Source organism: Legionella pneumophila subsp. pascullei (genome assembly GCF_900637585.1).
Taxonomy (GTDB): Bacteria; Pseudomonadota; Gammaproteobacteria; order Legionellales; family Legionellaceae; genus Legionella; species Legionella pascullei.
Map to the genome: position 1 here is coordinate 106,702 of NZ_LR134380.1, position 17,889 is coordinate 124,590.

Here is a 17,889-nt window from a genome sequence, read left to right on the forward strand (position 1 = left end):
AATTTTATAGGTTCCTCAAAAATGGATACGCACAAGGTTTTTGTAAATCGAATTATAAATATGAGAAAAATTAAACTGATTGGTTTGGACATGGACCATACCCTCATCCGATATAATTCGAAAAATTTTGAATCCTTAGTTTATGATCTCGTCAAGGAAAGACTGGCAGAAAGCTTTCACTATCCTGAGGAAATTAAAAAATTCAAATTTAATTTTGATGATGCCATTCGTGGCTTGGTGATTGACAGTAAGAATGGCAATATTTTAAAACTGAGCCGGTATGGTGCCATTAGATTGAGTTACCATGGCACGAAACAGATCAGTTTTAGCGATCAGAAAAAAATTTACAGAAGTATTTATGTTGACCTGGGTGATCCGAATTACATGGCAATTGATACTTCTTTTTCTATAGCATTTTGCATCCTGTATGCCCAGCTGGTTGATTTAAAAGATACCAATCCAGATAAAATGCCAAGCTATCAAGCCATAGCACAAGACGTGCAATATTGTGTGGATAAAGTTCACTCGGATGGTACTCTGAAAAATATAATTATTAAGAATTTGAAAAAATATGTGATTAGAGAAAAGGAAGTTGTTGAAGGGTTGAAGCATTTTATTCGTTATGGGAAAAAGATATTTATTCTGACCAATTCAGAATATTCTTATTCTAAATTGTTGTTGGATTATGCCTTGTCCCCATTCCTGGATAAAGGGGAGCACTGGCAAGGTTTATTTGAGTTTGTTATCACCTTGGCAAATAAACCCCGTTTCTTTTATGATAACTTACGATTTTTATCAGTTAATCCCGAAAACGGGACGATGACTAATGTCCATGGCCCAATAGTTCCTGGCGTATATCAAGGAGGTAATGCCAAAAAATTTACTGAAGATCTCGGGATCGGCGGAGATGAAATTCTCTATATAGGTGATCATATTTACGGCGATATATTACGATTGAAAAAAGATTGTAATTGGCGTACTGCTTTGGTTGTTGAAGAATTAGGTGAAGAAATTGCATCCCAAATAAGGGCTTTGCCAATTGAAAAGAAAATTGTTGAAGCCATGGCTATTAAAAAAGAGTTAGAGCAGAAATACGTCGATCTTTGCACAAGAAGTATTGACGAAAGCTCTCAACAGTATGATCAGGAAATTCATGACTTGCAATTGCAAATATCCACTGTTGACTTACAAATTTCAAGATTGTTACAAGAACAAAACAGTTTCTATAATCCCAAGTGGGAAAGAGTTTTTCGCGCTGGGGCGGAAGAGAGCTACTTCGCCTACCAAGTTGATAGATTCGCCTGTATCTACATGGAAAAATTATCCGATTTATTGGAGCATTCTCCAATGACCTATTTTCGTGCCAACAGGCGATTGTTAGCTCACGATATAGACATTTGATTTTTTCTATTAGTCAGGTACCGGGATCAGACGAGGGGGAGTGCTGTTCATCCCCAGCAACGTTATTCTATGACGTGTTATGTGTAACGGAACATGATCTTTATCGCACAAGATACTGGATATGCTATAGCGAAGTGTACCAACCAGGCTGGTTGGTGCTTTTTCATAACTAACGTGAATTCGACATAGCTGGCCAAACAACAGCTACCATAGTTTTTTCTATAATCAGAGATGGCTTTTTGGGTTTTAAAGAGTAGGCAGCCAATCCTGACAACAAATTGACCATAAAATTAAAGACAGAGCGAAGTCTTGAATGTCCAATATTGGAAATGTTTTTAAGTTGATCGATAACTGATTCAACAATAGCTCTCTTTCTCAGCAACCCCCTTTATCAAAGGCATGTAAGATTTTTGGCTTCATATGTTTTCTGACTTTTGTTAGAAGTTGAATTCCTCGTTTCTCATGCAAGAATATTGCGCAAAGCGCGCGAGAAAGTTAAATGGACGGTCAAAGATGGGGTTTCTCCCTGGCGAATCATCAGTTACTTGCAACGATAGTGCATGTGGCGGCTCACGTCGCCAGGCTTCTTCACCGCCATGCGGTCAACATCGGGCGAACAGCATGGTGGTCATTATCCAAGCTCATTTGTTCTTCAAGTTGTGATTTGAGATCAATAAAATCCTGGGTTCTTACTTCATATAATGTCTTCACGGCAACTAAATCGTCAGGCGACCCCAACGACGATGACATCACAGACGCCCAATGGCTTGCCCCACCTCTATATACAGCAAACTCAGAACCTAACTTAGAATCAGCGCTAAACCAATCTTCGGCCTTTTTAGTAGTCGAATTATAAAATTTTTTCAATGATTTTGGTTGTGAGGTAAACTTAGGAACAGGATAAAAGGGCTCATTAGAGCAGTACTCATAAACCACATGCATAGGCAGTAATTTTTGTGCACCACCAACACCTTCTCGCCATTGCTTATCAATGGCATCCCAATCTTGAATCCCTGGCGCGTTTAGCGAATTTACTTGCGTTTGCAGCTCTTTAATGAGGGTGTTTTTGAAATCAAAATGCTGTTCAGTGATTGTTTTCCCATTGAGCCTATAAGTTACTCCGTCTGTGTTGACTTTGTTGTATTGAGCAATCAATTTTGCGAATACTTTTCTGCCTTCTTCATTATGTGGTATACACGCAATCATTTTTGCCCACATGTGTTTATCCAGAGCCCACAGTGCATATTCAAAAGCACTGATATTATCAAAAACTCGTCCGGAGCAATCCGTTACTTTGCCCCTTTTATAAATTAAACTCATGTCTCCTTCTAACATTACTTTAACCGCTTCATGTTCTCCGTGCGTCACGTGATACAATAATTTATGAACATCAATCATAGGTTTAAACAAAGCCAAATGATATTTGGATGTCTGTGCCAAGTTCACTAACTCTCGGTTTGATAAACTTGGTGTCGTTTCAATTTGCAGTTCTTGGGGTAGTTCATCAAACAATTCAAATTTGTTTTTCATGCTTTTTGCCTTATCTCTATTTATTTAGGTTGAGTTTAGGAAAGAATTATACATGAACTTTTCGATTAAATAAACGTCTATTTGGTCTAAAAATACACACAATGGCGATTGGAAATATTCTTACATTAATGCGAGGTTACATCCCATGTGCTTCCCTGCTGACAAAACGAGAAGCTTGGCTATTGCTAACATTTGGTGCAGGTCCGCTCCAATTACGGCCAGCCTGCAGGAAGGTTTCACTATGGTCAAGGTTGTAAGCAACTTGTAAAAGATGATGATCTGCCTGGCCAAATCCTACTTCCCAGCCATAAACAAAACCTCTGGGAAGCACGGCTGCTTTAACATTACCAGAAAGAAAGTCACTATTGAAAAAACCTGCCGCTGAAACGAGGGCAACATGCTCATTGTCATTATAAAAAGAAAAGGTGGTATTATCTTGAGCTCCTAATACTCGAGCGTCGATTCGATTACGATTCCAGGCAACTACCGTATAATAATAGCACCAGCGAAACCCGTCATCGAAATTTTTATCTCTTAAAAGACTAATTGCTTCCCAGGTTAATCTTGAGCCTTCCAGTTGCGGACTCCTAATGATTGAGGCAACGCGACCAATATGGTGATCACTACTTAAATATCGCATATCCCAACCATTGAGAAATACAGTCTCATCGGTTGCGTAATCCGGTAAATCATAGCTTCTTTGCAAGTTGATAGCATTCTCGCTGCCTGAGCGATTCGATTCACCACAGGCTGAGCCATCAATTACTTGAATGATTCCAGTATCTTCCAAAGCGGTAGTTCTGAATTGAGAAAAAGGTTGAACTGAAAGGGGTTTAGTTAATTCGGCTATCTCTTCAATGTTATGTTGTACTGGTTGTGATAAGGAGGTAGTAAAGAGTGAACAAAGAACAAGGAATAATAATCCCTTAACGAAGTGAATTATTGAACACATCTCAAGACCTCCAATCTGTCTTAATGAAAAACTTAGATAAAACTCATCAACACAGTTTATTGTAATTTGTACAGGGATTTCGTCATTTTTTGTATTTAATATTCTCTTAATTTAAATTTTATACAATATCGAGTCATTTAAAATTAAGAGAAATAGTAAGGAAATACAATGCCTAAAGTTATTATTTTTACCGATTTTGACGGTACAGTAACCGGAAGAAGCGGTAATCAAACTGTATTTACCGAATTTTATCAGTCACTGTTGCAAGGCTATAAAATGGATGTGGAACAGGACTATAAAAGTACTCCAATGAAAGATCCAATTGAAATTCAGGCTTTGTTCGAAGCAAAATTTGGAAAATACAACGAAAATTTTGATCATAGCCAGCAAGATGCTGATTTCCTGATGAGACCAGAAGCGGTGGCATTTTTCCATGAAGTACTAAAAAATGATGATGTGACTGTCAATATTGTCACCAAAAACCGAGTTGAGTACATTCAAGCAGTTTTCAAATATCAAGGATTTTCCGATGAAGAAATCAGGAAGTTAACCATTCTGGAGTCAGGGTATAAATTTAATGATGTCAATTCCCGGCTTAATCACCAATCAGAGAAGGCCAATCGGGTTTATATCTTTGATGATAGTCCGGCAGACTATGCTCAGATGCTGCGTGCGGTAAAGAGTAATGGATACAATGAGGATGAAATTCGTGAGTATTGTAAGAATCCCGGGGAATTTGAATGGTCCGAATATTTAGAAGATGTTAGGAAAGTGTTCCCGCCTGAAGTGAATCCTCTTGAAGAGGTTAAGCTACCAGATGAGCAAGAGGAAGAGCTTTCTATCGGTAAAGAAACCCCTGTTTTACCACAAGAAGACAATGTATCCTTGCGTGAGGAAACGACTCCCATTTTATCTAATCAACCTGTTTCATCTTCTGATTATCGTACCCTAAAGATAATGGGTGCTTTTGCAGGTATTGGATTTGGTTTCGGCTTTGCCTTAGGTGTCACGTTGGTGGCTACTGGGGTTTTTGCTCCTTCAGGTGTTAGTCTCTTGGGAGCTTTGACTTTCGGTGCTATAAGCGGTACAGGCACTGCTACATTATCAAGTGCCATTGGATTTGCAGTTGCTAAAGTAACGGAATCCATAGCAGATCCTGCACGTAAAGAGTCTGTTTCTGATGTTAAGCAAAGCAGTCATGAGACTATGCGTGGTTTGGGTGGTTCTCAAATACCGAGTACTAACAATCTTCATCCTGTTGATCATTTCCCAAGTGTTCTATCAAGAGGAACCCCAAGGCAAGGTAAAGAAGAGAAATATCAAGAAGAATACGTATTGACTAACCCTCTCCATAATTCATAGTAGTTCTATTTCGCTGGATAAATAATGATTCTTTAATCATTATTTATCCAATCATTTCAGTACTGTTTAATTACAATTCAATGTAATCAAAAATTTTTAAAATGATATCTATTAGAGTAAAATAGGTTGCAATTGATTTAATTTATGGTTTTTCAACAAAATGAACCAATTGCCAAATTGCCCTAAATGTCTTTCTGAATATAGTTATGAGGACGGTGAAGCATTAATTTGCCCTGAGTGTATGCATGAATGGCCAAAAAGCAGCGATAACAATAACGAAGAGTCTGCAAAGATTATCAAAGATGCCAATGGGAACGTATTACAAAATGGAGATACGATAACTGTCATCAAAGATTTAAAAATAAAGGGCTCATCTCAAGTTATAAAGGTAGGAACTAAAGTAAAAAATATCCGCTTGGTTGAAGGTGATCATGACATTGACTGCAGAATCGATGGGATAGGTGCCATGAAATTAAAATCACAATTTGTAAAAAAAATTTGATAAGGAACTGCGTTGATTTCTCAATTTGCAATTTTTAACTGGACTAATTCCTTTTTCTTAAGATTTTCTTAAGGTTCACACATTATACTTCTCTCGTAGTTTAGAGGGAGCTGTGATGCGTGTATTAATTGTTGAGGACAGTGCTTTTAATGCCTTTTGTTTGCGCCGATTGTTGGAGTCGGTGGTTGCATCAATTTCAGTGACTATTGTGAATAATAGTCAAGCTGCATTATCCTTTATCAATAACTATTGCCCCGATATAGTCGTTATGGATGGTGATCTGGGGGCCTGCAATGATGAAATGAATTGCAATGGCCCTGAGCTTGCAGGAATTCTATTACAAAAATATCCACAAATTCCTATTGTAGCCTGGTCTGATTCAGATGCCATGCGAGAAGACTTTATTAAAGTGTTTAAGAATCATGGTCGGTTTTTGAATGAGTATAATACCTGGCCCAAAGTCATTGGTTTGGAACGTATTCATAAAACATGGTCTTATTATTTCAGTGAGTTTATGGGCTGTCAAAATGCTTCTTTTGCTAGCCAAACATCGATTAATTATTATTAAATGATAATAAATTAAGCGTTTTTATGCGCCTCAATGCGCATCATCCCAGTTAGAACCTGTTCCAATAGAAACAACAAGAGGTACAGATAATTTTACAGTTTGTTCCATGAGCTTGTGGATAATGGCTCGGCATTCTTCAACTGCGTCCTTTCGGACTTCAAAAACCAATTCATCGTGTACTTGCATGATCATCTTTGCAGAAGGATTCTTTTGTGAACGCTCCCAACTTGAGATAGCTATCATTGTTTTTTTTATAATATCGGCGGCAGTACCTTGCATTGGCCCATTGATGGCGGTGCGTTCAGCCGCTTTTTGTCTCATCAGGTTGCGTGAATTAATTTCGGGTAAATAGAGACGACGACCAAATAATGTTTCAACATAACCAAGTTGATGTGCTTGTTTACGAGTACGGTCCATGTATTCAAGTACTTTGGGATAGCGGTGGAAGTAAGTATCAATATAATGTTGAGCATCCTGACGCTCCACACCAATTTGCTTTGCCAGGCCAAAGGCTGACATACCATATATCAAGCCGAAGTTCACTGCCTTGGCCCGTCTACGTTGTTCTTTGGTAACGGAGTCCAAATTCGTTTGAAAGATTTCACTCGCTGTTGCTGCATGAATATCCCAGCCATTGGCAAAAGCGTGTAAAAGGTTATCATCCTGGGATAAATGAGCCATTATTCTCAATTCAATTTGCGAGTAATCAGCAGCTATGATCACACTGCCGGCCGGTGCTATGAATGCCGTTCGAATCAGCCTTCCTTCTTCGCTGCGTATAGGTATATTTTGTAAGTTAGGATCACTGGAAGATAAGCGGCCTGTTGCTGCTACCGCCTGGTTATAGGAGGTGTGTACTCTATGTGTTTTGGGATTGATTCTTTTAGGTAATGCATCAATATAAGTACTGACTAATTTTGATAAGCTTCGGTATTCCAGAATTACTGCTGGCAGGCGATAATCAAAAGCTAATTCCTGTAAAACAGATTCTGCAGTCGAAGGTTGTCCTGTGGGAGTTTTCGCGACAACAGGCAGTTTTTGTTCATCAAATAATATTTCTTGTAATTGTTTTGGGGAATTGAGATTAAATGCTTTTCCAGCGAGTTGTACGGCTTCATTTTCCAGGGACTTCATTTGTTCTTTCAAACGACTTCCGTGCTTTTCTAGAATGACGGGATCGATGAGAACGCCATGCATTTCCATGTCTGCGAGAACAGTCACCAAAGGCATTTCGATATCATGCAACACGTTACGTAATGATTCATCCAGCATGGGGTAAAGTTTATGATGTAGTTGCAAAGTAATATCAGCGTCTTCAGCTGCATAGACCCCGGCCTTCTCTACTGGAATTTGGTCAAATCGGAGTTGTTTTGCTCCTTTTCCTGCGACATCTTCATAACTTATGGTTTTATAGCCCAGATATTTTAATGCCAAAGAATCCATATCATGTCTGCCTGCACCACTATTGAGCACATAGGATTCCAACATGGTGTCATAAGCGATGCCTTTTAAAGTAATGCCATAATTTTTAAGTACACTGTAATCATATTTAATATTTTGCCCTATTTTTCCTATAGCTGGGTTTTCCAAAATGGGCTTTAAAGCAGTTAAAACTTCTTCTCTTACTAACTGTAGACTGCCATCCGTATGAGCCAGAGGAATATAAGATGCTTTATCTTCCTCAATTGCCAAAGAGATGCCAACCAGCTCAGCTTGCATGACATCAAGATGGGTTGTTTCAGTATCGATACAAAATTGTTTACTTTGTTCCAGTTTATTGAGCCAATGATTCAACTGTTGCTGAGTAGTTATTATTTCGTAGGATTTATTATTGCCGGCATCCTTTTCTTTGGGAGATTTTTGATTCTCTTCTTCCTGCAGTAACTCTTTAAGCCATGATTTAAATTCCAATTCACGAGTTAATTTAACTAATTGCTCATGATCGGCCGGTGTGGGCATCAATTGGTTTAAATTTAAGGGTAGATCCAAATCCGTTTTGATAGTGACCAATTTTTTTGAGAGTGGTAAATGAGGGATGCTGGCACGTAAATATTCACCGATTTTGCCGCCAATTTCGTTTGCGTGTGCAATCAAATTATCGAGCGTTTGATATTCTGTAAGCCATTTTACAGCCGTTTTGGGGCCGCATTTCTCTACTCCCGGAATATTATCTACGGTATCTCCAATGAGAGTGAGGTAATCAATGATTTGCTCAGGTGCTACACCAAATTTTTCTTTGACTCCGTCAATACCCATGCTGTAATTACTCATCGTATTGATGAGAGACACATGTTCATTGACCAGTTGTGCCATGTCTTTATCACCGGTTGATATAACAACGGGTATGCCTTGCTCTGTGGCTTGTTTTGCCAAAGTGCCAATCACATCATCTGCTTCGACTCCATCAATGATAAGCAAGGGCAATCCCATCGCTTGCAGTAACTCGATTAGTGGTTGAAACTGAGAGCTCAATTCCTGAGGCATCGGTGGTCTGTGTGCCTTGTATTCTGAATACCATTCATCTCGGAATGTTTTTCCTTTGGCATCAAAGACAACCGCTATTTCTTTTGGTTGATAATCTTTGATTATTTTTTTAATCATATTGGCAACTCCATAAATTGCGCCAGTAGGCTGGCCTTTGGAGTTTGTCAGTGGTGGGAGGGCATGAAACGCTCTAAAGAAATAGGAAGAACCATCTATTAGAATCAGAGGTGGCTTCATGGTTATTCTACCTCTTTTTCTTTAATATCGAGTTTTTTGTTAATTACAGCAACTTGCTCGGTAAGTGATTTAATGTTTTTTCGTATTAAGGGAATACGATTGACTGATAGTTCATGCTTAATCGCTACATCTTTGGGTTTTGCCGGATTACCAAGATATACTGTCCCTTTCTTTAAGTGTTTGTGGGGGGGGACCCCTGTGCGTGCGCCTAATATGACTTCATCTTCAATATGAACATGGTCACTTACTCCCACGTTGGCGGCAAAGATGACATTATTCCCGGTAGTGGTACTGCCGGCGATGCCAGTAAAAGCACAAATAATATTATGCTTGCCTAACTTGACCGAGTGAGCGATTTGTACCAAATTATCAATTTTTGTTCCTTCACCTATCACTGTAGCACCTAATGTGGCCTTGTCTATCGCTGTATTGGCTCCAATTTCAACATCGTTTTCAATCACTACATATCCCGAATGCGGTACTTTGAGATGTTGTCCATCAACAAAAGTATAACCAAAGCCATCAGAGCCTATTACTGTCGAGGCATGGATAGTGACATTGGAACCGATACGGCAATTATCATAAACAGTGACCTGGGGATGTATGATGGTGTTATCACCAATGACCACATTATGACCGATATGAATATGACTTTTGAGTACCGAATGATTACCTATAATACTTCCTGATTCAATGACTACGAATGGCCCAATATAGACTTGATCACCTAACTGTACTTCTTCACCGATTACGGCAGTGGGGTGTATCCCTGGAGTTATTTTTTTTGGGGGATAAAAATGGTTGAGTAAAGTAATAAATGCTTTAAAAGGGTTTTTTACCTGAATTAATGGCTTTGGGGAATCGATAGTCCCTTGACCAATAAGAATAGCAGCCGCTTCAGAGTTTTCAGCGAGTTTGATGTTTTCTTCACCTTCAGCGAAAACTAAAGCTCCGGGAAGTATATTATCTATAGGTGATAGTGTGGAAACAGTGATGACATCATTACCTATTACAATACCTTGAACAAGGTTTGCTATATCACGAAGAGAAGAATTCATTAGTTTACCTTTCTATTCCGCAAAATAGACCGATTATATACCTCTTATTGTCCATTTTCGAGTGAATTATCCTCGATTCAAATGGCTTTCAGATTAATAATTTTTCTCATCGTCATCCTGTCATTCCTGTGGCAAAGATGAATTGTCAATGCACCCTAGAAAAATGAGATTAATTAAGGTATAAAATCAAATAACTGCTATTAAAATCAGTTCGTTAAAGCGCCTGAATCAGGAGGGCTGATTTGTAATCAAAAGGACGGGATATGCTGAAAAAAATATTGCTCACCGGATTATGTGTTTTGTTTAGTATGAATCTTTCTGCTTCAGAACCGATTTATGATGAAGAAATTCCCTTGCTTTGGTCATCTATTATTACAGTGAGTGGGGGACCTTCCTGGGTAACACCCGGACAAAATCAGTATATTTATCCAATGTCGCCAATCTATATTATTAATTTTAATCGTAATTTACCGCCAAATTATTATCTCTATTTTACTGATGATTCTCCCACTAGCGTTTTAGCCAACGGCGAGGTGTTTTTTGGGCTGCAGCGCGCGATCAATCCTAAAATGATTGGCCAATTAGGTTTAGGGGTAGCTGGAGTAAGCGATGCCAAGGTCACTGGCGATGTCAATCTTAACGGGCTACTCCATGTATATTCCTATGACTATAAGGTTAATCATGCTCGAGTAGAGCTAAAAGGCAAGCTGATAGGAAGCGCCTTTACACCCGTACAGCCCTATCTTAGCGGCAGTTTTGGTATAGCATTTAATAATGCCCATGATTACAGAACTCTTTCTATCAATCAATTTCTATTTCCTGCACCATGGTTTGCATCAAACACCACTTATGCTTTTGCTTATAGCGTTGGAGCTGGTGTCCAGAAGATGTTAAATCGCAACTGGCAAGTTGGTATGGGATATGAGTTTGCAGACTTAGGGAAAAGTTATTTGGGTGGTGATGGAGTTAATATTACCAAAGGGCCACGATTGACCCATTTGTATAATAATCAATTACTGTTTAGTCTAAGCTATTTATATTCTTAACTAATGTATTTACGCAGAACCAAAGCGGCATTTGCTCCACCAAAGGCAAAATGGTTGGATAAAGCAATATCAATTGTTTTTTCTCGTGCTGCATTTGGCACATAATCCAGATCACAGGCCGGGTCTGGAGTGTGCAGATTGATGGTTGGTAGCAACATATTTTTTTGCAAGCTTAGTGTTGTTGCAATAATTTCCATGGCTCCTGCCGCCCCAATCGCATGTCCCGTCATGGCTTTTTGAGCGGTAATTGGGATGTCATAAGCTCTTTTGCCGAAAACCATTTTTATTGTTTCTGTTTCCGTGCTGTCATTGAGTTGGGTTCCTGTCCCATGCGCATTGATATAATGGATATCGTTAATTGATAACTTCGCATCATTTAAAGCAGCAAAAATAGCTCTTGCTTGTCCTTGTGAGTTTGGTGCTGTGACATGGAATGCATCACAACTGGCACCATAGCCAATGATTTCTCCGAGAATTTTTGCTCCTCTTGCTTTCGCTTGTTGTAATTCTTCAAGAATTAATATCCCAGCTCCATCTGCCATGACCATTCCATCCCGATTGAGATCAAATGGTCTGCTGGCTTGTGAGGGATTTTCATTGTTAGTCGACATGACTCTAAGCTTACACCAGGCAGCCATAACTGATTCCCAGACCAAAGATTCTGTTCCACCGCAAAGGGCTGTAGTCAAATTACCATGGGCGATTTGTTGGTAAGCCATGCCTATGGCTTCTCCAGATGAAACACAGGCATTGGAAATGGTTGAGTTTGGTCCACCAATGCCAAAAGCAATTGCAATATGGTTTGCTATTGAATTGGGCATCCCTCTAATCACACTTAGAGGAGGGATTTTTTTCCAACTGTCTGTAAAGAATAATCTATAACCTACTTCTAATTCAGGTTGACCGCCAATGCTTGTGCCTATAAAGGTGCCTGCTCCATTGAGTTCACTTTGCGCAAGCCCTGCTTGCTCTATGGCATGATGCGCACAAAATAATGCGTATTGAGCAGCACGAGGATAGCGTTTGCTTTTGTTGAATTCGGGGAGATGATCTAGGGATAAGTCAGTGATTTCTCCTGCTATTTGGGTAGAGTAGGGTGAAGGATCATAGGATTGGATGCGTTTAATTCCACATTGACCTTGAGATGCAGCAAGCCAAAATTTATCAATTCCCGATCCTATGGATGACGTTATTTCCATACCAGTAATAACAACCCTTTTTTTCATTAATTATCCTTATTTTTGATAAAATATGCCTTCCTCTACCGCCATTCGCAATACTAATGGTGAGATTTTAATTATGTCAAGCCATATTTATGTTATGTGATTTGTGACTAAAAATTTAATGGTTTATTTTTCAAGTTTAATCACATTAATTGACCAATAATCACAAGCATTTTGAATATGAAATCCAAGCTGAATATACAGGTTTAATGCTTTTTTATTATGGGTTTCAACATCAAGATCCACCCGAGATTTGCCTTCACTCAATATCATATTGATACAATGAGCAATCAGGGCAGAACCAAATCCTTTTCCTTGTTCTTTAGGTAATATGGCAATATCAGACAAGGTAGCCCTTTTGGTTTGCCAGCGGATATGAGCTTTTCCAATAGGATGATTATTTAGCATAGCTATTACAATTTCATATTCTCTTTCGTTAAGTATTTGCTGGAATCGGTTAACCAAATCTTGATTTTTATCAGGAAAACACACTTCATCGAGGCCACATAATATGGGAATATCCTCTAAAGTCGCCATGCGAAAGGACAATGAACGCTTGTAATCGAGTATGGGATTTAAGTCATCACGCTCCATGAAATATTCACTGTGCAGATAGGTAAATCCTTTTTGGGCCAGCCAGCTATCATTGAGGCGTGAGGGGCATGAAAAAATCAAGTTAAAGTAGTTTTGAGACTTAATTAAGGGTAATGCTGCCAATACTAATTGTTTGGCAATTCCTTGTCTGCGATATTGTGGATTAACCAAAACAGCGACTTCAACGGCATCGTCATAAAAGAAATAAACACTCAAAAACCCAATCAAGGCACCGTTTTGATAATAAAGGAAGCTTGTGGGAAGGGAGCGATGTTGCTTCAAGATATGGATATATAGATTGGGGACGCTACCATCGCTTTTTTTACACTCCGCTCTTAATGCTTTTAAGTCTTTTAATTGAAGTTCATCTAATTGGTTAACTTGAGTAATCATAATTGTATTAGTAAAAAATTAAAAATTATTATTTATTAGATTAGCGTGTTTTCTCATGATTTGCTTATCCTTTTTTGATAAATGATAAAACGATGGGTCATGATCAAGAGTTATTCTTGTATTTTTTATTATCCCACACCTCTTGAACTCGGGCATCCCGGTCACAGCGGTACCGATAATACTTATAACGTATAGGATTTTTTTTGTAATAATTTTGATGATATTCTTCTGCCGGATAAAAAGAAGTCGATGGGACAATTTCTGTATAAACTATGGGGAATTTTTGCTCTAACTCTTTTTTATATTCCATGGCAATTTTCTTTTGTTGATTATTCAAATAAAAAATGGCACTGCGATATTGACTGCCATGATCACAAAATTGCGCATTTTTGACGGTAGGATCAATATGCATAAAGAAATACTCAACCAGTTTTTTATAACTTAATTTATTGGAATCAAACTTCACCATTACCGATTCGGCGTAATGGGTATTGCCGGCAGAAACTTGTTCATAAGTTGGATTTTGAATAGTGTCCCCATCAAATCCTGATGTGGTCGATAGAACCCCTGGAAGATGGTCAAAATCTGCTTCCATGCACCAAAAACATCCACCTGCAAAAATGGCTTTTTCAGTCTTTGCCAGGCAAAATGTAGTATTAACGAGTAAGAGAAAATACAAAAAAATACGTAACATTGTAAGCCTCTTTTATGAATTGCTATAAATTATACAAGATTTTGTATTGGAGTCAGCATTAAAATCAGAGAAAGTATTAAACCAGGTTTCGGAAGGTTTATTATTTCCCTAACCTGAAGCCTGTGTGCTCCTTTTAAATTCAAAAAGTCTTATCAAGGCTGTTAAACAGACCAAAAAACAAAAGACAGCGGCAAGAAAATTAAAATAGTTAGAAAATAATGTCATAAAAATAAAGAATAGAAATGCTTCCGCACGCTCCATTATTCCGGGACTGTAATAAAAACTTTTTTGAGAGGTATTGTTAGAAAAAATTCCCACAACCAGAAAGCTTGTAATACAGAGCAAAATACTGCCTAACATTAAAATGGTTAAAGTAGCACGGTGTTGTGGATCAAAAAGATATAAAGCAAGAACAGCAGAAAATTCTACAATTCTATCCATGACGATATCCATTGCTGAACCAAAATCAGAGGCTTTATTTTGAAAGCGGGCCAGTGAACCATCAAGAGTATCGAGATATCCCGAAAGCAAGAGAAAGCTAATAGCAATATAAGGTTTGTCTAATAAAACAAAAGGAATAAACAACAAGCCCAATATCCCTGACAACCAGGTAATGGACAATGGCGTTATCCTGTCACGTAAAGCAGGCAGTATGGGATCTACCAGGACAAGCTGATAATAATGTCGTAAAGATTGTTCAAGCATGATATTCCATCACTATGAAGCCAACTATGGGCTTATGGCAGTTATTTGGCTATCTAACGTGAGTTATGGATAAGTATTATACTAAGAAGCAGTCGATATCTGCTGTTCGTTTGGGCTGAGGAGATGCCTAAGCATCGTCTCGAAGCTTTGGCACGAAACATTAAACGAACGATTCAAGATAATAACCTATCTTATACATAACTTACTTATTTAAATACTACTAAATTCAATAAATTAAAGAAACTTATGTTTGCAGTTTTTGAGAGTAGACAAGGGTCTGTTGGCAATTGCTCCCCATTGCCGGCTTGTTTATGGCACGTAGGGGATGGAGAGCAATAGTCAACCTACCCAAGGTTTATATCGAAAAAATTATTTTCAGTTTATCCAGAAAATTTAAAAAATACACTCAACTAGCTAATCAAAAAGAAAACGATAAAAACAAGACTTAAAACAATAATTAAAGGATTTGGTTTTTGACGGGTAAATAATTTAAGAAGAGTATAAAGTATAATTCCCAAACCAATCCCATCGGCAATCGACGCGGTGAATGGCACCATCATGATGATGACCATACAGGGTGCTGTTTCTGTGATATCCTGTAGTTTCATATTAGTAATATGTTTTATCATGCAACAGGCTACATAGAGTAAAGCGGGACCTACTGCAAAGCTTGGAATCATTTTGGCAAGTGGAAAAAGGAATAGCATCAGAATAAATCCTGTTGCAATCACCAGTGCAGTTAGCCCAGTTCTTCCACCGGCTTCAATTCCTGTTGCTGATTCAATATAAGGTGAAGTACTGGCAGAGCCTATTAGACCTGCGAGGGAAGATGCGGCTGCATCGGCAGTTAAACTGCGAGTCAGACGTATATAATAATTTTTTTCGTGTTTAAAAATAGTTGAACTCAGTAAGCCAATTAATGATCCCGTCGCATCAAACACCGTGATTAGAAAAAAGGTAAAAATTGTTTTTAAAGCCACGACACTGGAAAGACCAGAGAAATCCAACTGCAAAAAGGTAGGCTTGAGCGAAGGTGGCAGGGCAATCAAGCCTTGCCAACGGGTTAAACCCAATGTCAAACTTAAGACACTGATGCTCAATATTCCGATGATGATGGCGCCGCGAATCTTATAGTAATCCAGAGTAAGAATAAGAATAAATCCCAGGAAAAAAAGCCCTGTTTCTGGTCTAATAATGTGCCCTAACCGCATTAAATTGTGTTGGTCACCAATAATGATTTGGTTATTTTTTAAAGCAATTAAGGCGATTAGCAAACTGATGCCTATAACAATAGCTATTTGTAAATTATGAGGTATTGCTTCAATCAGGAGGCGTTTTAATCTGGTGAGGGTAAGAAACAGGAAAAGCAAGCCGGAAATGAATACCATAGCCAAGGCGTGTTGCCAGTCAACTCCCATTCCTTGTACTACGCTGTAAGAAAAGTAAATATTTAAAGCCACACTTGGCGCGACGCCTATCGGTGTATTGGCGATGAGGCCTGTTAATGCGCAGCCGAAAGCAGTTATCAAACAAGTGGCTGTAAATACAGCACCTTGATCCATTCCAGCATCGTGTAGAATCTTCGGATTGATAAAGACGATATAAACCATGGTGAGGAAGGTTGTCGCGCCAGCAAGGATTTCTGTGCGCAAAGAGGTGTCTTTGAGAAAATAGGACTTTAGAGCCATCATAATTTAAGGTAAAACCCTAAAAATGGAAATTCATAACTGCAATTATAATTTCTACTGTAATTAATACAATAATGATTATTTCCAAGTGATGGCTATGGCGATTTTCCAAATAACCATTGAACATATCGAAAATTTCATTAAGCGTATCAAGACGATGGTTAATAGCATTGACGCGCCTTTGTATATGTAAATAGCGCTCAAGCATGGAAAAATGCTCTTCTAAAGTGGGGTGTTGCCAAAAATATTTTGGGTGGTATAAGAAATTACTAATCAAATTCAACTCACTTTTGGCACCTAAAATTTCACCAATTACTTGTTGAATTTGTTTTCTGCTTATAGGCATTTCTCCTTTATGAGATAAGGCCTGAATCAGCGGGTTATATTTTTCAATCAATGCGTCAATAATGGTTTCGAAATACTGTAATTTGACAGATTGAGAAAAACCATAAGATAAACTGAGCTTTAACTCATCACTGTCTTCTTCAATGGTTAGGCAATCCACATCATAAAAACCATGCGGTTCTATGGCTGTTTTATCTCCAATTTGATAATGAAATTCATCGTGTACCAATAGCGCTACAGGTTTGTCTACAAGCAGTTTAATAATATCCAGGTAGTCGTGAATTTGGTACCTTTTTACCCCCCAGGACACTACAGTTCCATTTTTAAAAATAAATACGGTATGATCTTTGTTTCTATGAGAATTTAATCGTATTACATCCCGGGTTTTTACAGCGCTAAATTCTTTAGAGACGTTTTTTAGATGCAGATCAAGACGAGTCAAATCTATGGTTTTGGCCACACAGAAACTTAAGCATTCCATGATTTTAATAACCTAACAATGAAAAAAGCGTTTGCAAAGTTAATAATTTTAGCAAACGCTGTCTATTAGCTTTCAGTATACATGAAATTCCAGGTTTATTACACACTATCAGCAGTTTCACGGCCTGAATATGCCTTTTTTCTATCTGTTGCACCACTTAGCCATTGGGGACAAACTTCCAGAATTTCTGCGATTTTATCCAGTTGCTCTTTATCAGGAAGAACATGACCAAATATCATTGAATTAGCCAAATGGCGTGTGACGCCAAATACTTTTGATACAGCTTTTGTCTTTTCTGCTAAATCCTCTGGGAATCCCAGAGTTGCCAATTCTCGATTAAAGCGTTGCGAAAATACTTTACTATTCATTTTTCACTCCATGAAAATAAATTGGTTAACTCAACATGAATTTACTGAGATGTTGACCCAACATTTGCACTAATCAATCCTTGATGTAGTTAAGAGTGTTATAACTTATTTTTTTTTAATAGCAAAGGGATTTTTGCTTTTAAAATCAATTATTTTTCATTGAGATAATAGCTCTTCTACATAATCTTCCCTTTTTGTTTTATTGCTGCACTGCAAACAGTTCTGTGGCACTTATTTTACTATTGAGATTTGACTTTT

16 protein-coding genes and 1 pseudogene are annotated in these 17,889 nt (G+C 38.2%); 5 read left to right on the top strand and 12 right to left on the bottom strand.

The features are described from left to right. The first annotated feature begins 21 nt into the window (after positions 1-21). Entirely contained in the window at positions 22-1,401 is a 1,380-nt protein-coding gene (locus EL201_RS00490; RefSeq protein ID WP_027223201.1) for an HAD-IG family 5'-nucleotidase, read from the top strand. Between the two features lie 169 nt (positions 1,402-1,570). Here the strand turns inward: EL201_RS00490 and EL201_RS15975 are convergent. The 3 genes and pseudogenes from EL201_RS15975 to EL201_RS00505 all read right to left on the bottom strand — a co-directional run. Beyond that, a pseudogene (locus EL201_RS15975) lies at positions 1,571-1,860 on the bottom strand (transposase); the annotation flags it as partial. A 129-nt stretch (positions 1,861-1,989) separates the two neighbouring features. After that, on the bottom strand, positions 1,990-2,931 hold the full coding sequence (locus EL201_RS00500; RefSeq protein ID WP_032828948.1) for a hypothetical protein: 942 nt from the start codon (positions 2,929-2,931) through the stop codon (positions 1,990-1,992). Between the two features lie 136 nt (positions 2,932-3,067). After that, on the bottom strand, positions 3,068-3,883 hold the full coding sequence (locus EL201_RS00505; RefSeq protein ID WP_027223203.1) for a hypothetical protein: 816 nt from the start codon (positions 3,881-3,883) through the stop codon (positions 3,068-3,070). A 168-nt stretch (positions 3,884-4,051) separates the two neighbouring features. On the opposite strand from EL201_RS00505, the gene EL201_RS00510 reads away from it, so the two are divergent. The 3 genes from EL201_RS00510 (at position 4,052) to EL201_RS00520 (ending at position 6,315) form a co-directional block, all read left to right on the top strand. Further along, positions 4,052-5,245 (top strand): HAD family hydrolase, encoded by a 1,194-nt coding sequence (locus tag EL201_RS00510; protein ID WP_027223204.1) that lies wholly within the window; start codon positions 4,052-4,054, stop codon positions 5,243-5,245. A gap of 160 nt (positions 5,246-5,405) precedes the next feature. Continuing rightward, positions 5,406-5,747: a zinc ribbon domain-containing protein YjdM gene (locus EL201_RS00515; RefSeq protein WP_027223205.1), complete on the top strand. Its 342-nt coding sequence runs from the start codon at positions 5,406-5,408 to the stop codon at positions 5,745-5,747. 115 nt (positions 5,748-5,862) lie between these two features. Next, on the top strand, positions 5,863-6,315 hold the full coding sequence (locus tag EL201_RS00520; RefSeq protein ID WP_027223206.1) for a response regulator: 453 nt from the start codon (positions 5,863-5,865) through the stop codon (positions 6,313-6,315). A 30-nt stretch (positions 6,316-6,345) separates the two neighbouring features. On the opposite strand, the gene polA is transcribed toward EL201_RS00520, so the two are convergent. Together polA and lpxD are read right to left on the bottom strand one after the other, a co-directional pair. After that, positions 6,346-9,036: a DNA polymerase I gene (gene polA, locus EL201_RS00525; RefSeq protein ID WP_027223207.1), complete on the bottom strand. Its 2,691-nt coding sequence runs from the start codon at positions 9,034-9,036 to the stop codon at positions 6,346-6,348. Positions 9,037-9,038: 2 nt separating this feature from the next. Then, positions 9,039-10,094 (bottom strand): UDP-3-O-(3-hydroxymyristoyl)glucosamine N-acyltransferase, encoded by a 1,056-nt coding sequence (gene lpxD, locus EL201_RS00530; protein ID WP_027223208.1) that lies wholly within the window; start codon positions 10,092-10,094, stop codon positions 9,039-9,041. Positions 10,095-10,357: 263 nt separating this feature from the next. On the opposite strand from lpxD, the gene EL201_RS00535 reads away from it, so the two are divergent. Then, positions 10,358-11,140: an outer membrane protein gene (locus EL201_RS00535; RefSeq protein ID WP_027223209.1), complete on the top strand. Its 783-nt coding sequence runs from the start codon at positions 10,358-10,360 to the stop codon at positions 11,138-11,140. On the opposite strand, the gene EL201_RS00540 is transcribed toward EL201_RS00535, so the two are convergent. The 7 genes from EL201_RS00540 to EL201_RS00570 all read right to left on the bottom strand — a co-directional run bounded on the left by EL201_RS00540 (position 11,137) and on the right by EL201_RS00570 (position 17,631). Continuing rightward, complete coding sequence (locus tag EL201_RS00540) at positions 11,137-12,366, bottom strand: beta-ketoacyl-[acyl-carrier-protein] synthase family protein (RefSeq protein ID WP_027223210.1); 1,230 nt, start codon at positions 12,364-12,366, stop codon at positions 11,137-11,139. The two genes, EL201_RS00535 and EL201_RS00540, sit on opposite strands and share 4 nt — an antisense overlap. Positions 12,367-12,489: 123 nt before the next feature. Next, positions 12,490-13,350: a GNAT family N-acetyltransferase gene (locus tag EL201_RS00545; protein ID WP_027223211.1), complete on the bottom strand. Its 861-nt coding sequence runs from the start codon at positions 13,348-13,350 to the stop codon at positions 12,490-12,492. A 103-nt stretch (positions 13,351-13,453) separates the two neighbouring features. Next, on the bottom strand, positions 13,454-14,044 hold the full coding sequence (gene msrA, locus EL201_RS00550) for a peptide-methionine (S)-S-oxide reductase MsrA (RefSeq protein ID WP_027223212.1): 591 nt from the start codon (positions 14,042-14,044) through the stop codon (positions 13,454-13,456). A 108-nt stretch (positions 14,045-14,152) separates the two neighbouring features. Further along, entirely contained in the window at positions 14,153-14,749 is a 597-nt protein-coding gene (locus tag EL201_RS00555) for a CDP-alcohol phosphatidyltransferase family protein (protein WP_027223213.1), read from the bottom strand. Positions 14,750-15,159: 410 nt separating this feature from the next. After that, positions 15,160-16,440 (bottom strand): NCS2 family permease, encoded by a 1,281-nt coding sequence (locus EL201_RS00560; RefSeq protein WP_027223214.1) that lies wholly within the window; start codon positions 16,438-16,440, stop codon positions 15,160-15,162. A gap of 16 nt (positions 16,441-16,456) precedes the next feature. Then, complete coding sequence (locus EL201_RS00565; RefSeq protein WP_027223215.1) at positions 16,457-17,263, bottom strand: RMD1 family protein; 807 nt, start codon at positions 17,261-17,263, stop codon at positions 16,457-16,459. 98 nt (positions 17,264-17,361) lie between these two features. Then, on the bottom strand, positions 17,362-17,631 hold the full coding sequence (locus EL201_RS00570) for a hypothetical protein (protein ID WP_027223216.1): 270 nt from the start codon (positions 17,629-17,631) through the stop codon (positions 17,362-17,364). Between the last annotated feature and the right edge of the window lie 258 nt (positions 17,632-17,889).